General features: G+C 60.0%; 20 protein-coding genes. 14 read left to right on the top strand and 6 right to left on the bottom strand.

Annotated features, from left to right (window positions below):
- Positions 1–121 precede the first annotated feature (121 nt).
- Genes ACWR1S_RS27305 through ACWR1S_RS27290 form a run of 4 tightly spaced genes read right to left on the bottom strand, consistent with a single transcriptional unit; the run spans position 122 to position 3,666 of the window.
- Entirely contained in the window at positions 122–973 is an 852-nt protein-coding gene (locus ACWR1S_RS27305; RefSeq protein WP_454565679.1) for a ChaN family lipoprotein, read from the bottom strand.
- Positions 974–992: 19 nt separating this feature from the next.
- The gene (locus tag ACWR1S_RS27300; protein WP_454565678.1) at positions 993–1,760 is read right to left on the bottom strand and encodes a heme ABC transporter ATP-binding protein; all 768 of its coding nucleotides are present in this window, start codon (positions 1,758–1,760) and stop codon (positions 993–995) included.
- Positions 1,760–2,797, bottom strand: coding sequence for a FecCD family ABC transporter permease (locus ACWR1S_RS27295; protein WP_454565677.1), 1,038 nt, complete (start codon positions 2,795–2,797; stop codon positions 1,760–1,762). The genes ACWR1S_RS27300 and ACWR1S_RS27295 overlap by 1 nt, the downstream gene beginning before the upstream one ends.
- The gene (locus ACWR1S_RS27290) at positions 2,794–3,666 is read right to left on the bottom strand and encodes a heme/hemin ABC transporter substrate-binding protein (RefSeq protein ID WP_454565676.1); all 873 of its coding nucleotides are present in this window, start codon (positions 3,664–3,666) and stop codon (positions 2,794–2,796) included. Before ACWR1S_RS27290 ends, ACWR1S_RS27295 begins: the two co-directional genes overlap by 4 nt.
- Before the next feature lie 166 nt (positions 3,667–3,832).
- Here ACWR1S_RS27290 and ACWR1S_RS27285 point away from each other — a divergent pair, with 166 nt between their 5' ends.
- Positions 3,833–4,150 (top strand): Rieske (2Fe-2S) protein, encoded by a 318-nt coding sequence (locus tag ACWR1S_RS27285; protein WP_454565675.1) that lies wholly within the window; start codon positions 3,833–3,835, stop codon positions 4,148–4,150.
- Here the strand turns inward: ACWR1S_RS27285 and sfsA are convergent.
- On the bottom strand, positions 4,147–4,860 hold the full coding sequence (gene sfsA, locus ACWR1S_RS27280; protein WP_123593235.1) for a DNA/RNA nuclease SfsA: 714 nt from the start codon (positions 4,858–4,860) through the stop codon (positions 4,147–4,149). The two genes, ACWR1S_RS27285 and sfsA, sit on opposite strands and share 4 nt — an antisense overlap.
- Positions 4,860–6,032 carry a pyridoxal phosphate-dependent aminotransferase gene (locus ACWR1S_RS27275; RefSeq protein ID WP_454565674.1) on the bottom strand — a complete coding sequence of 391 codons (1,173 nt, stop codon included), beginning with the start codon at positions 6,030–6,032 and terminating at the stop codon, positions 4,860–4,862. Before ACWR1S_RS27275 ends, sfsA begins: the two co-directional genes overlap by 1 nt.
- A 336-nt stretch (positions 6,033–6,368) precedes the next feature.
- Here ACWR1S_RS27275 and dksA point away from each other — a divergent pair, with 336 nt between their 5' ends.
- The 13 genes from dksA to ACWR1S_RS27210 all read left to right on the top strand — a co-directional run bounded on the left by dksA (position 6,369) and on the right by ACWR1S_RS27210 (position 22,941).
- Positions 6,369–6,812, top strand: a complete 444-nt coding sequence (gene dksA, locus ACWR1S_RS27270; RefSeq protein WP_034153892.1) for an RNA polymerase-binding protein DksA — start codon at positions 6,369–6,371, stop codon at positions 6,810–6,812.
- 214 nt (positions 6,813–7,026) lie between these two features.
- A complete protein-coding gene (gluQRS, locus tag ACWR1S_RS27265; protein WP_454565673.1) occupies positions 7,027–7,923 on the top strand; it encodes a tRNA glutamyl-Q(34) synthetase GluQRS in 897 nt (298 codons plus the stop codon).
- A 77-nt stretch (positions 7,924–8,000) separates the two neighbouring features.
- On the top strand, positions 8,001–8,177 hold the full coding sequence (locus ACWR1S_RS27260) for a hypothetical protein (protein WP_003176118.1): 177 nt from the start codon (positions 8,001–8,003) through the stop codon (positions 8,175–8,177).
- Complete coding sequence (locus tag ACWR1S_RS27255; RefSeq protein WP_454565672.1) at positions 8,161–11,115, top strand: sensor histidine kinase; 2,955 nt, start codon at positions 8,161–8,163, stop codon at positions 11,113–11,115. The genes ACWR1S_RS27260 and ACWR1S_RS27255 overlap by 17 nt, the downstream gene beginning before the upstream one ends.
- Positions 11,116–11,137: 22 nt before the next feature.
- Positions 11,138–12,574, top strand: a complete 1,437-nt coding sequence (locus ACWR1S_RS27250; RefSeq protein ID WP_158831299.1) for a sigma-54-dependent transcriptional regulator — start codon at positions 11,138–11,140, stop codon at positions 12,572–12,574.
- Positions 12,575–13,308: 734 nt separating this feature from the next.
- Positions 13,309–14,709 carry a polynucleotide adenylyltransferase PcnB gene (locus tag ACWR1S_RS27245; protein ID WP_454565671.1) on the top strand — a complete coding sequence of 467 codons (1,401 nt, stop codon included), beginning with the start codon at positions 13,309–13,311 and terminating at the stop codon, positions 14,707–14,709.
- A 4-nt stretch (positions 14,710–14,713) separates the two neighbouring features.
- The gene (folK, locus tag ACWR1S_RS27240) at positions 14,714–15,199 is read left to right on the top strand and encodes a 2-amino-4-hydroxy-6-hydroxymethyldihydropteridine diphosphokinase (RefSeq protein WP_454565670.1); all 486 of its coding nucleotides are present in this window, start codon (positions 14,714–14,716) and stop codon (positions 15,197–15,199) included.
- A 398-nt stretch (positions 15,200–15,597) separates the two neighbouring features.
- On the top strand, positions 15,598–16,398 hold the full coding sequence (panB, locus tag ACWR1S_RS27235) for a 3-methyl-2-oxobutanoate hydroxymethyltransferase (protein WP_454565669.1): 801 nt from the start codon (positions 15,598–15,600) through the stop codon (positions 16,396–16,398).
- Positions 16,395–17,255 carry a pantoate--beta-alanine ligase gene (gene panC / locus ACWR1S_RS27230; RefSeq protein WP_454565668.1) on the top strand — a complete coding sequence of 287 codons (861 nt, stop codon included), beginning with the start codon at positions 16,395–16,397 and terminating at the stop codon, positions 17,253–17,255. The genes panB and panC overlap by 4 nt, the downstream gene beginning before the upstream one ends.
- Positions 17,256–17,460: 205 nt before the next feature.
- Entirely contained in the window at positions 17,461–17,841 is a 381-nt protein-coding gene (gene panD / locus ACWR1S_RS27225) for an aspartate 1-decarboxylase (protein WP_454565667.1), read from the top strand.
- A gap of 231 nt (positions 17,842–18,072) precedes the next feature.
- Positions 18,073–19,737, top strand: a complete 1,665-nt coding sequence (gene pgi, locus ACWR1S_RS27220) for a glucose-6-phosphate isomerase (RefSeq protein ID WP_454565688.1) — start codon at positions 18,073–18,075, stop codon at positions 19,735–19,737.
- 342 nt (positions 19,738–20,079) lie between these two features.
- Complete coding sequence (gene acs, locus ACWR1S_RS27215; RefSeq protein ID WP_454565666.1) at positions 20,080–22,017, top strand: acetate--CoA ligase; 1,938 nt, start codon at positions 20,080–20,082, stop codon at positions 22,015–22,017.
- Between the two features lie 51 nt (positions 22,018–22,068).
- Complete coding sequence (locus ACWR1S_RS27210; protein WP_454565665.1) at positions 22,069–22,941, top strand: oxygenase MpaB family protein; 873 nt, start codon at positions 22,069–22,071, stop codon at positions 22,939–22,941.
- The last annotated feature ends 69 nt before the right edge of the window (positions 22,942–23,010 follow it).

Below are 23,010 nucleotides of genomic sequence, written 5' to 3'. Positions count from 1 at the left end.
CGCGAGATCAGTCGATATTCTGAAAAGCCCTTGGTTCGGACTCTCAGATTATCTCCTCATCAGGCTAATCACGGTTATTTGACCCGGTTTTTACCGGGTCTTTTTTTTGCCTGTGGAAAAGTCATTTGCCGAACTGTTTGCGCATCTGCTCGCAGTAGTCCTGCTTGGGCGTGGCGGGTGTGAACCAAACGTAATCGGCCATCGTTGCGGTCACTTCGGCGCCCTGCTCTGCCAGCATCAGCACTGTCGGAGTCTCTATGCCGCCCAAATCCACAACATGCAGCGGCACGCCAACATCCTTGCGTGCGTGCCACGCGCCGGCCAGCAAGATTGAAGGTGCGGGAGCCGCCAACAGACGCTCAGCCATACGCCGATCACGTTGTTGCTGAACGGCCAGCATCGCGGGCATCTGTGATTCAGGCAGCAAGCCACAGTGGGAATCGCTGATCTGCTCCAGCAATACAGTTTTCACCGACTCAACATTGCTGCGCTGCCCTTTCAACACTGGTGGGTTGCGATAGACGGTGCGGATTTCGGCGCTATTCAGATTTGCCGCCAGCAGTGGATACGGCTGAGTGAGGGCGAAGCGGACAATCGGCCCGTAGAGGTTCCAGTCCCAGCCGTCCTGCCAGGCCAATGCACCAGGCAGGTCAGCGGGTGGCGTTATCGACTGATGCACTTGATCAATGCGAGGCTGCTGATCCGGCGTAAGCATTTCCAGCAACAGGCTGCCCTGCGGCCGTTGCTCACCGAGCGAGCGCAATACCCACAACTGCACGGCGTGATGATCGGCATTGTCATGCTGCTCGCCAATAATCAATTGCTCGGGCTCAGCAAGTCGCGTCAGCAACTGCTGCGCCGTCAGCACCTGACCACTGCGCAGATCGCGAATCTCGCCATTGAACGGCGCAGGCGCAACAGCATGCTGACACCCGGCAAGCACCAACACCGCCATTAACCACATCCCACGCATGTCACCACCTCGATGAAAGTCAGCGGGCGATGATCAGCGGATGCCCACGCTCCGGGTGCGGCTGCACCAACACTTCGAGACCGAAGACGGCTTTCAGCGAGTCCGGTCGCAGTACCTGCTGCGGCGTATCCAGCGCCACCGGGCGCCCGCCTTCAAGCAGCAGAATGCGATCACAATAACGCGCAGCCAGATTCAGATCATGCAGGATCACCATTACCGCTGCTCCACGATCGGCAAACTCGCGCACGGCCTGAAGCGTCGTGTGCTGATGCAGCGGATCAAGCATCGACGTCGGCTCATCCAACAGCAGCGTCTGCCCGGCCTGCCCCGGCCAAAGCTGCGCCAGCACCCGCGCCAAATGCACACGCTGACGCTCGCCACCGGACAGCGCCAGATAACTGCGACCGCTCAAGTGCCCGGCATCTGCCGCCGCCAATGCCGCTGCGATGATTTCATCATCACGCACCCGACCACTTTGCCAAGGCAACCGGCCCATGCCGACCACTTCTTCGACACGGAAAGCAAAATCCAGCGTCGACACCTGCGGCAACACCGCCAGTCGTTGCGCACGCTGCGGCCCGGTCCAGTGAGTCAAAGCCTGCCCATCGAGCGAAACCCCGCCCGCGCTCGCCGCCAACTCCCCGCACAACGCGCCGAGCAAGGTGCTTTTGCCAGCACCGTTCGGCCCGAGTACGCCGAGCACTTCACCTGACTCGAGTTGCAGCGTGACATCGCTGAGCACGGTCTTGCGACCTCGATGGATGTGCAGATTTTGCGCACGCAACATCAGGCACGTCCTCGCAGCAGCAGGTAAAGGAAGAACGTGCCACCGAAAAACGCGGTGACGATACCGACCGGCAACTCCGCCGGCGCCAGCCCCACCCGCGCGACCAGATCAGCCAACAGCAACAGGCTCGCCCCCGCCAGCACCGAGGCTGGCAACAATACCTTGTGATCCGGTCCTGCCAGCAAGCGCACCAGATGCGGCACCACCAGCCCGACAAAACCGATCATCCCGGCTGCCGCCACTGCCGCGCCCACCCCCAGCGCCGTGCAGAAAACCAACTCACGCTTGAGCCGTTCGACATCGATGCCCAGATGCCCAGCCTCGGACTCCCCGAGCAGCAAGGCATTCAGCGCTTTCGCCCGACGCGGCAACCACAACGCCACGCCGGCGCTGATGATCAGCAATGGCCAGAGCCGCGCGTAACTGGCGCCGTTGAGACTGCCGAGGTTCCAGAACGTCAGCGTACGCAGGGTCGCGTCATCCGCCAGATAAGTGAACAGCCCGACCGCTGAACCGGCCAGCGCGGTCAGGGCAATGCCCGCAAGCAACATGGTCGCCACATTGGTCTGACCGTTACGGCGACCGAGGCGATAAACCAGCGCCGTCACCCCGAGACCACCGAGAAACGCGCAGACCGACAGCAGATACGGCCCGAACCACTCCGGCAGGCCGCCAAAAAAAGAACCGCCGACAATCGCGATCGCTGCGCCCAATGCCGCGCCGCTGGAAACACCGACCAGCCCCGGGTCCGCCAGCGGATTGCGAAACAAGCCCTGCATCGCCACACCGGACAACGCCAGGACACCGCCGACAGCCAGTCCGAGCAGGGTTCGCGGCAGACGAATCTGCCCGAGAATCAGCTCGGCCTGCTCCAGTCCCTCAGGCGCCAGCGGTACACCGATCATGCGCAACGCAGCGCGCAACGTATCGAACAGCGGCAGGCTGACCGGCCCCAACGCCAACGACAGCCAGATCGCCAATAAACACAGGAGCGTCAGGCCAATGAACAAGCCACGGGGTTTTACCAGTGTGGTCATTGGCCGCTCTTGACCGGGTAGAAACCGTCAGACAGGGTTTTCAGCGCTGCCGGCAAACGCGGCCCGAGTCCACCGACCAGCAAGGTCGGATCCAGCTCCAGCACACGCCCGGCCTTGGCCGCGCGACTTGAATTGAGAATCGGATTTTCCTTGAACAGCGCCGCTTTCGCCGCGTCACCGGTTAATGCACGGTCGGCGAATACCAGCACTTCAGGATCAAGGCTGGCGAGGGACTCTACGGAGAACGGCTTGTAACCCGTGTGAGTTGCCAGATTATGTCCGCCCGCCTGTTGCAGCAGCCAGTCAGCGGCGGTGTCCTTGCCGGCGATCAACGGTTTGCCACCGGCATGCCCAAGCAACAGCAGAACACCCGGCGCTTTTTGTTTGGACTGCGCATCTGCAACCTGCAATTTCTGTGCATCGAGTTGCTGTTGATAACGTTGCAGTAGTTGCTTTGCCTGGGCTTCTGTACCGAGCAACTGGCCGAGATGCGTAACGTTTTTCTCCAGCGTCGGCAGATCCGGTTGAGCCGAGAACAACACAACCTGAACCTTGGCTGCTTTGACTTGCGTCAGAACCGGAGGCGGCCCCATTTCTTCAGTGCCGATGAGAATATCCGGACGCAGACTGAGAATGCCTTCAGCCGAAAGACTGCGCTGATAACCAATGCTCGGCAGCGCCTTCAACGACTCGGGATGCTGACTGGTGGTATCGACGCCGACCAGTTTCGACTCGCCGCCCAACGCACTGACCCACTCCGACAGCGCGCCACCGGCGCTGACCCAACGTTGCGGCAAATCAGCTGCAGCAGCCTGGTGGCTGACAAAAAGTCCGACACACAGCACAGCAACGCGGGTACTCAGGCGCATACACAGCTTCCTTGAATAAGGTTTTTCCCGGGCATCAGAATGGCAGGCCACGTATCCTCGACATCTGCCGGCCGTCCTGCGGGTGAAGGCCGCCATTTGATAATTGTTTGCATTTAAACGTCAAGCTCGGACATATCCAGACACGAGCGGACATTAGAGGATAGCCATGAAGTTTCTCTGCGCGGGCGCCGAACTCGCCGAGGCCACTAGCCGTGGTTTTGAAGTCGACGGGAAAAAGCTGTTCGCCGTACGCCGCAATGGCCAGGCCTATGTCTACCTCAATCGCTGTCCACACCGTGGGGTGGGACTGGAATGGCATCCCGACCAGTTTCTCGACCCGAGCAACAGCCTGATCCAGTGCGCCACCCACGGCGCACTGTTTCTGATCGAGGACGGCGAATGCGTCGCCGGGCCTTGCGCCGGGCAATCACTCACCGCCATCCCCTGCCGAGAAGATGCGCAAGGGCTGTGGATCGATGTTTAACCGTTGAGCAGCACGTCGAGACGCCGGTCGATGACCATCTCTTCATGGTCCAGTCGCACGCCATACGCCAGTACCTCAACGCCGCAGGCCACTGCTTCGAGAAGTGCGTCGGCGTAGGCCGAATCGATTTCCTTCGCCGGCCGCACCGCTTCAATCCCGGTCAGATTGACGCAATACAACTGCACCGCCCGAATTCCGTCCCGCGCCAGATGCGCCAATTCCCGCAGATGCTTGGCGCCCCGCTGGGTGACGGCATCGGGAAACGCGGCCACCGCCGTCCCATCGAAGCCCAGGGTGACGCTTTTCACTTCCACATAGGCCGGCCCGCTTGGGTATTCGAGGCGGAAATCGATACGACTTTTTTCCTGCCCGTAGGCCACTTCGCGCTTCAACGCGGTAAAGCCGTTCAACTCAGTGATAACGCCAGCCTGCAACGCCTCCTCAACCAAACCGTTAGCCCGTGCGGTATTCACGCAAAACAAGCGGCCCTGCGGGGTTTCGCCAATTTCCCAAGTACCGGGCAATTTACGCTTGGGGTCATTTGAGCGACTGAACCAGACCTGCCCGCCCTCGACCTGACAATTGAGCATCGAACCAGTGTTGGGGCAGTGAATGGTCAGCAACTCGCCGCTAACGGTTTCGATATCGGCGAGAAAACGCTTGTAACGACGGATCAGTCGCGCCTCTTCCAGTGGGGGATAAAAGCGCATCAGCCTTGCCAGCTCTTCAAGCCACGCGCGATTCGTTCCACCGCTTCCTGTAAGCGAGGGAGGTTTTGCGTGTAGGCAAAACGCACATGGTGGCTGGCCTGATAGCGACCGAAATCCAGACCCGGCGTGAAAGCGACATGCTCTGTTTCGAGGAAGTGTCGGCAGAATGCGAAGGCATCACCGCCGAACTGGCTGATATCGGCGTAAAGATAGAAAGCACCTTCGGGCTCCACGGCAATGTTGAAACCCAGCTCGCGCAACGCCGGCAGCAGGAAATCGCGGCGACGAGCGAATTCGGCACGACGCTCTTCGAGGATCGCGATCGTGTCCGGTTCAAAACAGGCCAACGCCGCGTACTGCGCCATGCTCGGCGCACTGATATAGAGGTTCTGCGCGAGTTTCTCCAGCTCGCTGACCGCCGCATCCGGCGCCACCAGCCAGCCCAGACGCCACCCGGTCATGCCGAAATATTTGGAGAAGCTGTTCAGTACAAAAGCACTGTCATCGACTTCCAGCACGCTGGCGGCATCGGTACCGTACGTCAGACCGTGATAGATCTCGTCCACCACCAGATGCCCGTGTCTGGCTTTGATGGCTGTGGATAACCCGGCCAGCTCATCGCGGGTCAGGATCGTCCCGGTCGGGTTGGCCGGCGACGCAACCAGTGCGCCGACGCTGTCGTGATCCCAATGCCGCTCGACCAGATCCGGGGTCAGTTGATAACGCACCTCCGGCCCCACCGGCACCAGTTGCGCCGCGCCTTCGACCAGACGCAGGAAGTGGCGGTTGCACGGGTAACCCGGATCCGCCAACAGCCAGTGTTTACCGGGATCGACCAACAATGCGCTCGCCAGCAACAGTGCGCCGGAACCGCCCGGCGTGACCAGAATCCGTCGCGGATCGATATTCAAGCCATACCGCGTTTGATAAAACCCGGAAATGGCTTCGCGTAACTCGGGAATGCCACGCGCAGCGGTGTAACGGGTCTTGCCCGCCGTCAGCGCCGCCTGCCCTGCACGAATGATCGGTTCAGCGGTGGTGAAGTCTGGCTCGCCGATCTCCAGATGGATCACGTCGTGGCCTTCAGCCTGCAATTCATTGGCCCGCGCCAGCAGCGCCATCACATGGAACGGTTCGATCGCACGACTGCGCGCACTGTAGGGCTGAGCCATTGGTTTTCCTTCGGCAGGGGAAAAAAGAGACGATTCTACCCATCTGCCGGAACGAGCGAGAACCCGCAGCGGTCACAGCCTCAAGAACGCTGGACTGTAACGATATGAGCGTACGCTCCAGGATTGACTAAAATCAGTGATTGAACAGGTCTTCAACACCACCAGACACGGCTTGCCAAACATTTGCAAGCGCCACCCGCCGGGGCCTCGACATCCGGGAGTAGCGCGGGCCGAGTTGATCTGGTAAGTTCGCCCGCTTGCAGCCGCAGGGCCGGCAGGTGTCGGTGATGGAGCAATCCTGCGCAATGGATTACAAGAGTAGAGGCGGTCCATTTCATGCCCACCCAAGCAAAGCAACAGCAGCAAACCACGATCAGCGGTTTCGAACCTTACGTTCCGGCGAAAGGTGAAGAGTACATGGGCGCCCCGATGCGCGCGCACTTCACCAAGATCCTGAACAAGTGGAAACAGGACTTGATGCAGGAAGTCGATCGTACTGTTGATCACATGAAGGATGAAGCGGCCAACTTCCCTGACCCGGCCGACCGTGCCAGCCAGGAAGAAGAATTTGCCCTCGAGCTGCGCGCCCGCGACCGAGAGCGCAAGTTGATCAAGAAGATCGACAAGACGCTGGAGCTGATTCAGGACGAAGAATACGGCTGGTGCGAATCCTGCGGCATCGAGATCGGCGTCAAGCGCCTCGAAGCCCGCCCGACGGCGGATCTGTGCATCGACTGCAAGACCCTGGCGGAAATCAAGGAAAAGCAGGTCGGCAAGTAATCTCGACCTGAACGAAAAACGGAGCGTGCGAACGCTCCGTTTTTGTTTCTGCCTTTTGCCTTTTGCCTTGCCTTTGCCTTTACCTTTGTGGGAGCGAGCTTGCTCGCGAAGGCGCCGGATCAGACAATTTAATGCTGAATGACACACCGCTTTCGCGAGCAAGCTCGCTCCCACAGGTGTTGTGTACACGCGCTGAAAAAGTACTATCGCATTCATGACTGCCAAGACATCCCCCGCCTACATCGGCCGCTTCGCCCCGACCCCCAGTGGCCACCTGCACTTCGGCTCGCTGGTTGCCGCCCTCGCCTCTTATCTCGACGCCCGTTCAGTCGGCGGTCGCTGGCTGGTGCGCATGGAAGATCTCGATCCGCCCCGTGAAGAACCGGGTGCGCAAGCGGCGATCCTCAAGGCACTGGAAAGCTACGGCTTCGAATGGGACGGCGACATGGTGCGCCAGAGCGATCGGCACGATGCATACGCTGAAGTGCTCAACAGCCTGTTCAATCATGGCCTCGCTTACGCCTGCACCTGCTCGCGCAAACAGCTTGAACCTTATAACGGCATTTACCCGGGCCTGTGCCGCAATGCCGGTCATGACCAACAAGACGCCGCCATCCGCCTGCGCGTGCCGGAACTGGAATACCACTTCATCGATCGTGTGCAGGGCGAATACCGCCAGCATCTGGGTCGCGACGTCGGCGATTTCGTAATCCGCCGCCGCGACGGCCTCTACGCCTATCAACTGGCCGTGGTGCTCGACGATGCCTGGCAAGGCATTACCGACATCGTGCGCGGTGCCGATCTGCTCGACTCGACCCCGCGCCAGTTGTATCTGCAAGAACTGTTGGGCCTGCGCCAACCGCGCTACCTGCACCTGCCGCTGATCACCCAACCGGACGGCAACAAGCTCGGCAAGTCCTACCGCTCGCCGCCGCTTGAAGCGGATCAAGCCACGCCATTGCTGCTGCGAGCCCTGCGCGCACTGGGGCAAAACCCCGGCGCCGAACTGGCTCACGCCTCGCCGCAAGAATTGCTCGCGTGGGGATGCGCGCACTGGGATGCCAGCAGGATCGCGCGCACACTGAGCCTGCCCGAAGCGCAACTGCTATGACGACACTTGCAGTCGTGCGCCCATCCGTTACCATCGCCGCACGTTTTCGGGCACGCGCATAAAAAAGAGAGGCCGGGATGTACATCTATCGCTTGGTCCTGCTTTTAGTCGTGGGGATCTACCTGTTTTCCCCCGCCATCATGGATTGGTGGATCGACGCTACGGGCGCCTGGTATCGCCCCTATCTGCTTTGGCTGATCCTCATAGTCGTGACCTTCATCCTGCAGAGCCAAAAAGATGCCGATGAGCTTTAGCCTGACCCAGATGATCCTGATCAGCGCCGCGTACCTGGCGGTGCTGTTCGGCGTTGCCTGGATCAGTGAACGGGGCATGATCCCGCGCGCGATCATTCGCCACCCGCTGACCTACACCTTGTCGCTGGGGGTTTACGCCAGTGCGTGGGCGTTCTACGGCACCGTGGGGCTTGCCTATCAGTACGGCTATGGCTTTCTTTCCAGTTATCTCGGTGTGTCCGGCGCGTTCCTGCTGGCGCCAGTGTTGCTTTATCCGATCCTGAAAATCACCCGCACCTATCAACTGTCGTCGCTGGCGGATCTGTTTGCCTTCCGCTTTCGCAGCACCTGGGCGGGCGCGCTGACCACGATTTTCATGCTGATCGGTGTACTGCCGTTGCTGGCACTCCAGATTCAAGCGGTGGCCGACTCCATCGGCATCCTCACCGGCGAGCCGATCCAGAGCCGCGTCGCTTTGGCGTTCTGTGCGCTGATCATTCTGTTCACGATTTTCTTCGGTTCCCGCCACATCGCCACCCGTGAGAAGCACGAAGGGTTGGTGTTCGCGATTGCCTTTGAATCGGTAATCAAACTGATCGCCCTGGGCGGCGTCGGTTTGTATGCGCTGTACGGCGTGTTCGACGGCCCGCAACAACTTGAGGTGTGGCTGCTGCAAAACCAGACCGCCCTTGCCGCCCTGCACACGCCGTTGCAGGAAGGCCCGTGGCGCACGTTGCTGTTGGTGTTCTTCGCCTCGGCGATCGTGATGCCGCACATGTACCACATGACCTTTACCGAGAACCTCAATCCGCGCTCGCTGGTCAGCGCAAGTTGGGGTTTGCCGCTGTTCCTGCTGCTGATGAGTCTGGCAGTGCCGCTGATTCTCTGGGCCGGCCTGAAACTCGGCGCCACGACCAATCCGGAATATTTCACCCTCGGCATCGGCATCGCCGCCAATAGCAAACCGCTGGCGTTGCTCGCCTACGTCGGCGGCTTATCGGCGGCCAGCGGCCTGATCATCGTCACCACGCTGGCGCTGTCGGGCATGGCATTGAACCACTTGGTGCTGCCGCTTTATCAGCCACCGGCCGAAGGCAATATCTACCGCTGGTTGAAGTGGACCCGCCGGGCGCTGATCGTTGCGATCATCATGGCCGGCTTCGGTTTCTACCTGATGCTCGGCGCCGAGCAGGACCTGGCCAACCTCGGCATCGTCGCGTTCGTCGCCACGTTGCAATTCCTGCCCGGCGTGTTGTCGGTGCTGTACTGGCCGACCGCCAACCGTCGCGGCTTTATTGCCGGTCTGCTGGCGGGGATTCTGGTCTGGGTGGTAACCATGCTGTTGCCGCTGGTCGGCAATCTGCAGGGTTTCTACATCCCGCTGCTGAACATGATTTACGTGCTCGACGACACCAGTTGGCACATGGCCGCGATCGCCTCGCTCGCCGCCAACGTGTTGATGTTCACGCTGATTTCGCTGTTCACCAACGCCAGTCCAGAAGAAGCCAGCGCCGCCGAAGCCTGCGCGGTGGATAACGTCCGTCGTCCGCAACGCCGCGAACTGCACGCCGCTTCGCCACAGGAGTTCGCCACACAACTGGCCAAACCGTTGGGCGCCAAGGCAGCGCAGAAAGAAGTCGAGCAAGCGCTACGTGACCTTTATCTGCCCTTCGACGAGCGCCGTCCTTACGCCTTGCGCCGTTTACGCGACCGCATTGAAGCCAACCTCTCCGGCCTGATGGGCCCGAGCGTGGCCCAGGACATGGTCGAAACCTTCCTGCCGTACAAGGCTGGCGGCGAAAACTATGTCACTGAAGACATCCACTTCATTGAAAGCCGCCTCGAGGATTACCACTCGCGCCTTACCGGTCTGGCCGCTGAACTCGATGCGCTGCGCCGTTACCACCGCCAGACCTTGCAGGAACTGCCGATGGGCGTCTGCTCGCTGGCCAAGGATCAAGAGATCCTGATGTGGAACAAGGCCATGGAGGAGCTCACCGGGATCGCCGCGCAACGTGTGGTCGGTTCGCGCCTGAGCACCATTGGCGAACCGTGGAAAGAATTGTTGCAGGGTTTCATCAATCTGCCCGACGAGCATTTGCACAAACAGCATCTGGCCCTCGACGGTCAGACTCGTTGGCTGAACCTGCACAAAGCGGCGATCGATGAGCCGTTGGCGCCGGGTAACAGTGGCCTGGTGTTACTGGTCGAGGATTTGACCGAAACCCAGATGCTCGAAGACAAACTGGTGCACTCCGAACGGCTGGCCAGCATTGGTCGCCTCGCGGCGGGGGTCGCCCACGAAATCGGCAACCCGGTCACCGGCATCGCCTGTCTGGCGCAAAACCTGCGCGAGGAGCGCGAAGAAGACGACGAGCTGACGGAAATCAGCGGGCAGATTCTCGAACAAACCAAACGCATATCGCGCATCGTCCAGTCTCTGATGAGTTTTGCCCACGCCGGCAGCCATCAGCACAGCGACGAGCCCGTGTGTCTGGCGGAAGTGGCGCAGGATGCGATTGGCCTGCTGGCGCTGAACCGACGCAATTTCGAAGTGCAGTTCTACAACCTCTGCGATCCCGATCACTGGGTCGAAGGCGACCCGCAGCGGCTCGCTCAGGTCTTGATCAATCTGCTCTCCAACGCCCGCGACGCCTCGCCGCCGCACAGTGCGGTACGGGTCAAGAGCGAAGCCGGCGAACACACGGTCGATCTGATCGTTGAAGACGAAGGCAGCGGTATTCCGAAGAACATCATGGACAGATTGTTCGAACCCTTCTTCACCACCAAGGATCCTGGCGAAGGCACCGGTCTGGGCCTTGCACTGGTCTATTCCATCGTTGAAGAGCATTATGGACAAATCACCATCGACAGCCCGGCTGATGTACAAAGCCAACGCGGCACCCGTATCCGGGTGACCTTACCGCGTCATGTCGAAGCGACGTCCGCTGTGAACTGAGACCGTCGAGAGTATCGAATCAATGCCGCACATTTTGATCGTCGAAGACGAAACAATTATCCGCTCCGCCTTGCGCCGCCTGCTGGAACGTAATCAGTACCAGGTCAGCGAAGCCGGTTCAGTGCAGGAAGCACAAGAACGCTTCACCATTCCTACGTTCGACCTGATCGTCAGCGATCTGCGTTTGCCGGGCGCTCCGGGCACCGAGCTGATCAAGCTCGGCCAAGGCACGCCGGTGCTGATCATGACCAGTTACGCCAGCCTGCGCTCGGCGGTCGACTCGATGAAGATGGGCGCGGTGGATTACATCGCCAAGCCTTTCGACCACGATGAAATGCTGCAGGCTGTCGCGCGGATCCTGCGTGATCGCCAATCGGCTCCGGCTGCCGGCGAAGCGGTTGCCAGCAAACCGGCCAATGGCAGCGGCAAACCCGCCGCTGACAACAGCAACGGCGAAATCGGCATCATTGGTTCGTGCCCACCGATGCAGGATCTGTACAGCAAGATCCGCAAGGTCGCGCCGACCGATTCCAATGTGTTGATCCAGGGCGAATCCGGCACCGGTAAGGAACTGGTCGCCCGCGCCCTGCACAACCTGTCGAAACGTGCCAAGGCACCGATGATTTCGGTGAACTGCGCGGCCATTCCGGAAAGCCTGATCGAGTCCGAACTGTTCGGCCACGAAAAAGGCGCGTTCACCGGCGCCAGCGCCGGGCGTGCCGGTCTGGTGGAAGCGGCGGACGGCGGCACGCTGTTCCTCGACGAAATCGGCGAGTTGCCACTGGAAGCCCAGGCCCGCCTGCTGCGCGTGTTGCAGGAAGGCGAGATCCGCCGGGTCGGTTCGGTGCAGTCGCAGAAAGTCGATGTACGCCTGATCGCGGCGACTCACCGCGACCTGAAGAGCCTGGCGAAAATCGGCCAGTTCCGTGAAGACCTTTATTACCGCCTGCACGTGATCGCGTTGAAACTACCAGCCCTGCGCGAGCGTGGCGCCGACGTCAATGAAATCGCCACGGCTTTCCTCGCTCGCCAGAGCGCGCGCATCAATCGTACCGACCTGAAGTTTGCCGCGGATGCCGAACAGGCGATTCGTCACTATTCCTGGCCGGGTAACGTGCGGGAGCTGGAGAACGCGGTCGAGCGCGCAGTGATTCTCAGCGAAAGCCCGGAAATCTCGGCCGACCTGCTGGGCATCGACATCGAGCTGAGCGATCTGGAAGACGACGAGTTCATCGGTCTGCCACCGCAAACGGGCGGTAACGCCAGCAACAGCAGCCATGAGCCGACCGAAGACTTGTCACTGGAAGACTACTTCCAGCACTTCGTCCTCGAACATCAGGACCACATGACCGAGACCGAACTGGCGCGCAAACTGGGCGTCAGCCGTAAATGCCTGTGGGAGCGCCGTCAGCGTTTGGGCATCCCACGGCGCAAGACCGGGGTCGCCAGCGAGAGCTGAACGTTACCGGTCGAGTGTGCGGGTAACGCATGAGGATGTGAAAAAACTGTTACCTCAGTCGATTCACGTAACAGAAGCCGGGGTTATCGGTAACGAAACCCCGGCTTTTTTTCGTCCCGAGAAAACGGTTATATCGACCTAACCCTTTGTTTTACTGGGTTTCACAAAAGTTGGCACGCCCCCTGCTATATGTTTGGTACAAGAACAATAACAAGCAATGCACAAGACAATAAAAATAAGACGAATCGACTCACGCACAATAAAAACAAGACGGCGAGAGGCGCAGCTAACTGATTCTTTTGGAGAGGCGTTGTATTTGGGGCTTGCCCCACGACCAGGCCGAGAACAACAAAAACTGTCCTAAGACAGAGCCTGTACTGGTTGGATCGTAAGATCACTGCAATTCAGCGACCAAAGCAATCCGTTTGCTCTTGGCTCCCGATTGGGAGGGTCACGAAGGAAACACTTCGTGGCGAGGGCACTCAACAAAAACAAGAAGCCCGAATCAATAATAAAAAGAGCACGCAACTACTTCTTGGGGAGCTTCGGCTCCCCTTGTAGTTTCTCCTCCGCTGCAAAATCCCCCATTTTTATCGCGCGCGATGCCTGTAGCCTGCGGCTTGCAGCTCAAATCGGCCGTGTCCTACACCATCCCCCGACTAAATGCTAGAATCTGCGCCCATCATGCGGTCATTCTTTGGTATGGCCGAACATTCCTTCAAACAGTGCATCCCATGCTGAAGAAGTTGTTCCAGTCATTCCGAACTCCCGTGCGTCGTACGCAACACATCCGCAGCACCCCTGAAGTGCTCAACAGCGGCCAACATTCGCTGCAGAAAACGCAATTCAGCCGCTATGCGGTGAATATCGTCGAACGCCTGCAAGGTGCCGGTTACCAGGCTTATCTGGTCGGCGGTTGCGTGCGTGACATGCTGCTGGGCATCACGCCCAAGGACTTTGACGTCGCCACCAGCGCCACCCCCGAGCAAGTCCGTGCCGAATTCCGCAACGCGCGGATCATCGGCCGTCGCTTCAAACTGGTGCACATCCATTTCGGTCGCGAAATCATTGAAGTCGCGACCTTCCGCGCCAATCACCCGGTCAACGAAGACGACGAAGACAGCAACCAGTCTTCGCGTAACGAAAGCGGGCGGATTCTGCGCGACAACGTTTACGGCACCCTGGAAGAAGACGCGCAACGCCGCGACTTCACCATCAACGCCCTGTATTACGATCCGGTCAGCGAGCGCATTCTCGATTACGCCAACGGCGTACACGACATCCGCAATCACCTGATCCGTTTGATCGGCGATCCGAAGCAGCGCTACCAGGAAGACCCGGTGCGTATGTTGCGCGCCGTGCGTTTCGCCGCCAAGCTCAACTTCGGCATCGAGAAGCACACCGTGCAGCCGATCCGTGAACTGGCGCCGATGCTGCGCGAGATTCCATCGGCACGCCTGTTCGAAGAAGTGCTCAAGCTGTTCCTCTCGGGGCACGGTGCGATCACTTTCGAAATGCTGGTCGACCTGCAACTGTTCGCCCCGCTGTTCCCGGCCAGTGCCGATGCGCTGGAACACAACCCGGAGTACACCCACACGCTGATCAGCGAAGCGCTGAGCAACACCGACCTGCGCATCAAGCAGAACAAACCGGTAACCCCGGCGTTCCTGTTCGCCGCACTGTTGTGGCCAGCCCTGCCGGCCCGCGTGTTGCGCCTGCAAGAGCGCGGCATGCCGCCGATTCCGGCGATGCAGGAAGGTGCCCACGAGCTGATCGCCGAACAGTGCCAACGCATCGCGATTCCGAAACGCTTCACCATGCCGATCCGCGAGATCTGGGACATGCAGGAACGTCTGCCACGCCGCAGCGGCAAACGCGCCGACCTGTTGCTGGACAACCCACGCTTCCGCGCCGGTTACGATTTCCTGCTGCTGCGGGAAAGCGCTGGCGAGGAAACCGATGGCCTGGGCGAATGGTGGACCGACTATCAGGACGCCAACGACAGCGAGCGTCGCGACATGATCCGCGACCTCAGCGGCAAGGGCGATGATGCCAGCGGTGCTCCGCGCAAACGTCGCCGCAGCAGCGGTTCCAAGCGCAAACGCGCCGGGGCTCCGAGCGCTACAGGCGAATAAAGGCATGGAACGCATCTACATCGGCATGGGCAGCAACCTCGCTGACCCCGCCGAACAATTGCGCAGCGCCGTCGCGGCGCTGGGGCAATTGCCGCAGACCACACTTGTGGGCGTTTCCGCCTTCTATCAAAGCGATTCGTTGCTGCCAGGCCAACCGCGATATACCAACGCGGTTGCGGCGCTCGACAGCGATCTTGCGCCGCTGGATCTGCTCGATGCCTTACAGGCGATCGAGAATGATCAGGGCCGCGAACGCCTCGAACGCTGGGGCCCACGCACGCTGGATCTGGACATTCTGCTGTTCGGCAATCGACTGATCGACGAGCCACGCCTGAAAGTCCCGCATTACCAGATTCAGGAACGCGCGTTTGTGCTGTATCCGCTCGCTGAACTGGCCCCACAAGATTTGCATCTTGCCGATGGCCGCCCCCTTACCGACCTGCTGGCAGCCTGCCCGTTCGTCGGGCTGGAACGCCTCCCCCGCGCCTGACACAAATCCTTTGTAGGAGTGAGCCTGCTCGCGATAGCGTTCTGTCAGCCACGGATTTATTGGCTGATCCACCGCTATCGCGAGCAGGCTCACTCCTACAGGGATTGCGCCACATCCAGATTTATTGTCCGACAAAAAACCCTCGAATCAACCAAGCCGCACCGCTGAATCGCATCAGTAACGCCGGTAACACTCCCCTCGTAACAATGCGGTAACACACGCAATTGACTTCCTGTTGGCTCATCACGACTATAGGCGTCCCGCTGCCGCCAACCCGGCACATACGGGCGCAATCCAGGCCTTATAAGCACGACAAAAAGAGCGTGCGCCTGAGTAGATGAAGAATCACGCGCGTTACTCGCAGTAGTTTCCAGAGCGCCTGAACGAGGATTTTTTACATGCCAGCCATCACCCTGACCACGCTCCAGAGCCTCAAGCAGAAAGGTGAAAAGATCACCATGCTGACCTGCTATGACGCGACCTTCGCCCACGCCTGCAACGAGGCCGGTGTCGAAGTGCTGCTGGTGGGCGACTCTCTCGGCATGGTCCTGCAAGGTCATGACAGCACTTTGCCGGTGACCACCGCAGAAATGGCCTACCACACCGCGTGCGTCAAACGCGGCAATACCGATGCCCTGATCCTGGCTGACTTGCCGTTCATGGCCAACGCCACCCTCGAACAAACCCTGAGCAACAGCGCCATGCTGATGCAGGCCGGTGCGCACATGATCAAAGTCGAAGGTCAGTTGTGGCTGGCCGAGTCGATCCGTCTGCTCGCCGAGCGCGGTGTACCGGTTTGCGCGCACATGGGTCTGACCCCGCAAGCGGTGAACATTCTTGGCGGCTATAAAGTGCAGGGCCGCAACGAGAACCAGGCGCGGCAGATGCGTGCCGATGCGATCTCGCTGGAACAGGCCGGCGCCGCCATGCTGCTGCTCGAATGCGTACCGAGCGAACTGGCTGCCGAAATCAGCCAGGCCGTGAAGATCCCGGTCATTGGCATCGGCGCCGGTAACGCTACCGACGGCCAGGTCCTGGTGCTGCACGACATGCTCGGCCTGTCGATCACCGGCCGCGTACCGAAATTCGTCAAAAACTTCATGCACGGCCAGGACAGCATCCAGTCCGCGCTGAAGGCTTACGTCAGCGAAGTCAAAGCCACCACGTTCCCCGGCATCGAACACGGATTCTCTGCATGAACACCGTTAAAACCGTACGCGAACTGCGCGCCGCCGTAGCCCGCGCCCGCAGTGAAGGCAAACGCATCGGCTTCGTGCCGACCATGGGCAACCTGCACAGCGGTCACGTTGCACTGATCACCAAAGCCACGCAACGCGTGGACTTCGTGGTCGCGAGCATTTTCGTCAATCCGCTGCAGTTCGGCGCCGGCGAAGACCTCGACAAATATCCGCGCACCCTCGCCGCCGATCAGGAAAAACTTCTTGAAGCCGGTTGCTCCCTGCTGTTCGCGCCGACGGTCGAGGAAATGTACCCCGACGGCATGGCCGGACAGACTCGGGTCAGCGTGCCGCAGTTATCCGAAGGCCTGTGCGGCGCCAGCCGTCCGGGGCACTTCGAAGGTGTCGCGACCGTCGTCAGCAAACTGTTCAACATGGTCCAGCCGGATCTGGCGATTTTCGGCCAGAAGGATTACCAGCAACTGGCGGTGATCCGCGCGCTGGTGCACGACCTGAACATGCCGATCCAGATCATTGGCGAGCCGACTGTTCGCGCTGCCGATGGCCTGGCGCTGTCGTCGCGCAATGGCTTCCTCAGCGAAGAGCAGCGCAGGGTGGCCCCAGTGGTTTATCGCAGCCTCAGCAATATTGCCGAGTCGATCAAGCAAGGCCAACGCGACTTCCCGGCAATGATCAGTGCCCAGGTACAGCAGCTGGAAGCGGCGGGCCTGCGTCCGGATTACCTGGAAATCCGCCATGCGCTGACCCTGCGTCCAGCGACAGCGCAAGATCGTGATCTGGTGATTCTGGTGGCCGCGTTCCTCGGCACCACGCGGTTGATCGATAACCTGCACCTGAACCTCGATACCCCGGTTTAAGCCTCACCGATAACCTGTGGGAGTGAGCTTGCTCACGAATGCAATCTGTCAGCTGACGTAAATATCGACTGACATGACGCCTTCGCGAGCAAGCTCGCTCCCACAGGTTTTTTTGTGTTTTAAAGATCTGGTTTCAGCTGTATTGCCGCCCCCAAAGCCTTCGGGCACACTGCCCGCCGTTCGATGCCAACCCGGGAAAATCCTCATGCACGCGATCATGCTCAAGGCCAAACTGCACCGCGCCGAAGTCACCCATGCGGTGCTCGATTACGAAGGTTCTTGCGCCATCGATGGCGAGTGGCTGGACTTGTCCGGCATCCTTGAATACGAGCAGATCCAGATTTATAACGTCGACAACGGCGAACGTTTCACCACCTACGCGATTCGTGGTGAAGAAGGCTCGCGGATGATCTCCGTCAACGGCGCCGCTGCGCACAAGGCCAAGGTCGGTGACCGCGTGATCATTTGTGCCTACGCCCATTACAGCGAAGCCGAGCTGGTCAATTTCAAGCCGCGCATGCTCTACATGGCGCCCGGCAACGAGCTGAGCCACACCAGCAACGCCATCCCGGTCCAGCTCGCCTGATCGCCAAATCGCCCCGCTCCTCCTCCGTTTGTCGGCCAGTTCCCGCTCTCGATGTTAAAAAAGTACAGGGATCTGGTCAGACAAAGTCAAGACAGAACGCAGCGCGAGGTTTACTGTATTCGCCCTGTGTCCAGAAATCGTGTCGACGCAGTTGATCCCATGCCCAAACATGGCGTGCCGGGTCTGTTCAGTGTTCAAAAGGCCGTTCAAGTAAAAAGGAAAACCGCAGCGATGGCGTACTACCGCACTCCTCATGACGTTACCGCTCTGCCTGCCTGGCAAGCGTTGAAAGATCACCGCCAAGCCATGCAGGATTTCAGCATGCGCGAAGCCTTCAACGCCGATCCGCAGCGCTTCAATCAGTTCACCCTCAGCAGCTGCGGACTGTTTCTCGATTATTCGAAGAATTTGATCAACGCCCAGACCCGCAATCTGCTGGTGGGTCTGGCCAATGAAGTCGATCTGAAGGGCGCGATCAAAGCGCTGTTCGATGGCGAAATCGTCAACTCCTCCGAAGGCCGCCCGGCGCTGCATACCGCCCTGCGCCGCCCGGTAGGCGACAAGCTGTCGGTCAACGGCGTCAACGTGATGCCGGAAGTCCACAAGGTTCTCAACCAGATCACCGATCTGGTCGGCCGCATTCACGACGGTCTGTGGCGTGGTTACACCGAGAAGCCGATCACCGACGTGGTCAACATCGGCATCGGTGGCTCGTTCCTCGGTCCTGAGCTGGTGTCCGAAGCACTGCTGTCCTACGCGCAGAAAGGCGTTCGTTGCCATTATCTGGCGAACATCGATGGCAGCGAATTCCACGAGCTGACGCAGAAACTGCGCGCCGAGACCACGCTGTTTATCGTTTCGTCGAAATCTTTCAACACCCTCGAAACCCTGAAGAACGCCCAGGCTGCGCGTGCCTGGTACCTGGCGCAGGGCGGTTCCGAAGCCGAGCTGTATCGTCACTTCATCGCTGTATCGAGCAACAATGCCGCTGCCGTGGCGTTCGGTATCCGCGAAGAAAACATCTTCCCGATGTGGGACTGGGTCGGCGGTCGTTACTCGCTGTGGTCCGCCATCGGTTTGCCGATTGCGCTGGCCATCGGCATGTCCAACTTCAAGGAGCTGCTGTCCGGTGCCTACACCATGGACCAGCATTTCCAGACCGCGCCGTTCGAACAGAACATGCCGGTGCTGCTGGCGCTGCTCGGCGTGTGGTACGGCAACTTCTGGGGCGCGCAAAGCCACGCGATCCTGCCGTACGATCACTACCTGCGTAACATTACCAAGCACTTGCAACAGCTGGACATGGAATCCAACGGCAAGAGCGTGCGTCAGGACGGCACGCCGGTGTCGACCGATACCGGTCCGGTGATCTGGGGCGGCGTCGGCTGCAATGGTCAGCACGCTTACCACCAGTTGTTGCATCAAGGCACTCAACTGATTCCGGCCGATTTCATTGTGCCGATCGTTAGCTTCAACCCGGTCTCCGACCACCACCAGTGGCTGTACGCCAACTGCCTGTCGCAGAGCCAGGCGCTGATGCTCGGCAAAACCCTGCCGGAAGCCGAGCAAGAGTTGCGTGACAAAGGCATGAGCGAAGAAGAGGTGCACAAACTCGCGCCGCACAAGGTGATCCCGGGCAATCGTCCGAGCAACACCATTGTGGTCGAGCGCATCAGCCCGCGTCGTCTCGGCGCGCTGGTGGCGATGTATGAACACAAAGTGTTCGTGCAAAGCGTGGTCTGGGGCATCAACGCCTTCGACCAGTGGGGCGTAGAGTTGGGTAAGGAATTGGGCAAAGGCGTTTACAACCGTCTGGTCGGCAGCGATGAAACCAACGCTGATGATCCGTCCACTCAGGGCCTGATCAACTACTTCCGCGGCCGTCACCGCGGTTGATCAGTCGCTTGATAAAGAGCCCCTGAAGTTCAGGGGCTTTTTTTCGTCTGTCGTTTGCCGTGGATTTCGCGGTGACAGGCAAATCGTTCCCCCCTCACCCCAGCCCTCTCCCCCAGGGGCGAGGGGGAAAGGGAGCCGATTTTCACGTTTTCAATACTTGAGTTCGACTCAGGAATTTCAAGTCGATGTATCAAGCCCAAACACCTCGGTCAGTCCCCTCTCCCTCTGGGAGAGGGTTAGGGTGAGGGGCTCTTCGCGGTGGAGAGCCGTCTGCCGGCCTTGAACCCTTGCCCCCATCGGCGCATCTTTATCCTTGTCGCACCACAAGAATAAGGAACCGTCATGTTCGATATCAGCACGTTCCCCAAAGCCGATGCCGTCCGCCGGGCTGCGCAATTGAGTCAGGACGACTATCGGCGCCTGTACCGCGAATCCATTGAACACCCCAGCACCTTCTGGGCCGAACAGGCCACGCGGTTCCTCGACTGGAGCACGCCGTGGCAAACCGTTCAGCGCTACGACCTGAAAACCGGTGAAGCCGCCTGGTTTGCCGGCGGCAAGCTGAACGTCAGTTACAACTGCATCGACCGCCACCTGGAAAAGCGCGGCGATCAGACCGCCCTGCTCTGGGAGGGCGACGACCCGGCCGAATCAGCACAAATCACTTACAAAAAACTCCATCACCACGTCTGCCGTCTGGCCAACGTGCTGAAAAGCCGTGGCGTGAAGAAAGGCGACCGGGTGTGCATCTACATGCCGATGATCCCTGAAGCCGCGTACGCCATGCTCGCCTGCGCGCGGATCGGCGCGATCCATTCGGTGGTGTTTGGCGGTTTCTCTCCCGACTCCCTGCGTGACCGCATTCTCGATGCCGACTGCCGCACAGTGATCACTGCCGACGAAGGCGTGCGCGGCGGCAAATTCGTGCCGCTGAAACACAATGTCGACAAAGCCCTGCAAAGTTGCCCGGACGTCAGCACCGTCGTGGTGGTCGAGCGCAGCCAAGGCAACGTCGATTGGGTCGAAGGCCGCGACCTCTGGTATCACCAGGCAGTACGCGAGGTCAGCGACGATTGCCCGCCAGAACCGATGGATGCCGAAGACCCGCTGTTCATCCTCTACACCTCCGGCAGCACCGGCAAACCCAAAGGTGTGCTGCACACCACCGGCGGCTACCTGCTGCAAGCGGCGATGACGTTCAAATACGTGCTGGATTACCGCGACGGCGAAGTGTTCTGGTGCACCGCCGACGTCGGCTGGGTCACCGGTCACAGCTACATCGTCTACGGCCCGCTGGCGAATGGCGCAACCACGTTGATGTTCGAAGGCGTACCGAGCTACCCGAGCAGTTCGCGTTTCTGGCAGGTGATCGATAAACACAAGGTCAACATTTTCTACACCGCACCCACTGCCCTGCGTGCATTGATGCGCGAAGGTGCCGAACCGTTGAAGGAAACGTCGCGCGCCAGCCTCAGATTACTCGGCAGCGTCGGTGAGCCGATCAACCCGGAGGCGTGGGAATGGTATTTCAATGTCGTAGGAGAACAGCGCTGCCCGATCGTCGATACGTGGTGGCAGACCGAGACCGGCGGCATCATGCTCAGCCCGCTGGTCAGCGCACAACGGATCAAACCGGGCTGCGCCACACAGCCGATGTTCGGCGTGCAACCGGTGTTGCTCGACGAGCAAGGCAAGGAAATCCAAGGCGCCGGCAGCGGCGTGCTGGCAATCAAATCCAGTTGGCCGGCACAGATCCGCAGCGTCTACGGCGACCCGCAACGGATGGTCGACACCTATTTCAAACCCTACCCCGGCTATTACTTCACCGGCGACGGCGCGCGCCGCGACGAGGATGGCGATTACTGGATCACCGGGCGCATCGACGACGTGATCAACGTCTCCGGCCATCGCATCGGCACGGCTGAAGTGGAAAGCGCGCTGGTGCTGCACGACAGCATCGCCGAAGCCGCCGTGGTCGGTTATCCGCACGACGTTAAAGGTCAGGGCATCTACGCCTTCGTCACGCCCATGAACGGCACCGAACCGAATGATGATTTGAAGAAAGAACTGCTGGCCCACGTCAGCAAGGAAATCGGCAGCTTCGCCAAACCGGATCTGATCCAGTGGGCGCCGGCCTTGCCGAAAACCCGCTCAGGCAAGATCATGCGCCGCATCCTGCGCAAGATTGCCTGCAACGAACTCGACAGCCTCGGTGACACTTCGACCCTGGCCGATCCGAGCGTGGTGCAAGGCCTGATCGACAAGCGCCTCAATCAGTAACGCTTCGGGCACGGTCAACCGGCCGCGCCCGCCCTTTCGCACTGAGTGGTCATGGAATTCATCCGCAGTCGCATCGAAAACCAACTCATGAGCCTGACCGGGCTGTCCCTGGGTCAGCTCGATCTGGAAAACCCCAAGGGCGATCCTGGTCTGTTCGGCCCGGATTCGATCAGTTGGCAGGTGCACGGCGATTTCAGCAGCATGTTGATCGGCGGCATCAGCGCGTTGTTGCTGCAAGCCTTGCATCCGCTGGCACTGGCCGGGGTTTGGGATCATTCGAATTTTCGTCAGGACATGCTCGGGCGTTTGCGGCGCACCAGTCAGTTTGTTTCCGGCACCACCTTCGGTTCGCGGCGGGATGCAGATTGGTTGATCGAGAAGGTGCGCACCATTCACTTGCAGGTGGTGGGCACGGCGCCGGATGGTCGGCCCTATGCGGCGAGCGATCCGGATTTGTTGACCTGGGTGCATGTGGCCGAGGTCAGCAACTTTCTCGCGGCACATTTGCGCTATCGCAATCCGCAATTGTCGGGGGCTGATCAGGATCGTTATTACGCGGAAATCGCCGTGATTGCTGAACGTCTAGGCGCACGGGATGTGCCGAAGTCGAGGCAAGCCGTGGCCGATTACCTGCAACGCATGCGCCCGCAGTTGCTGTGCGATGAGCGCAGCCGTGAAGTTTTGCGTCTGTTGCTGGCCGCGCCAGCACCGAGCGTGCTGGCCCGCCCGTTTGGCGATCTGATGATGAAGGCCGGCATCGATCTGCTGCCGGACTGGGCCAGCGATATGCTCGATGTGCGCCAGAGTTCGCTACAACGCCAGTTGATTCGCGCCAGCGTCAGACGCAGCGCACCGATGCTGCGCTGGGCGATGCGCAATGGTTCGGTGCAACGGGCCAAACGCCGGATGGGGCTGCTTCGCTGACGCTCAGAGCTGCAAGCTGCAAGCTGCAAGCTGCAAGCTGCAAGCTGCAAGCTGCAAGCTGCAAGCTGC

This window comes from Pseudomonas sp. AIG (assembly GCF_977020205.1).
Note: the sequence above shows the minus strand (reverse complement) of the source record. Positions and strands in the feature narration are given on the sequence as shown.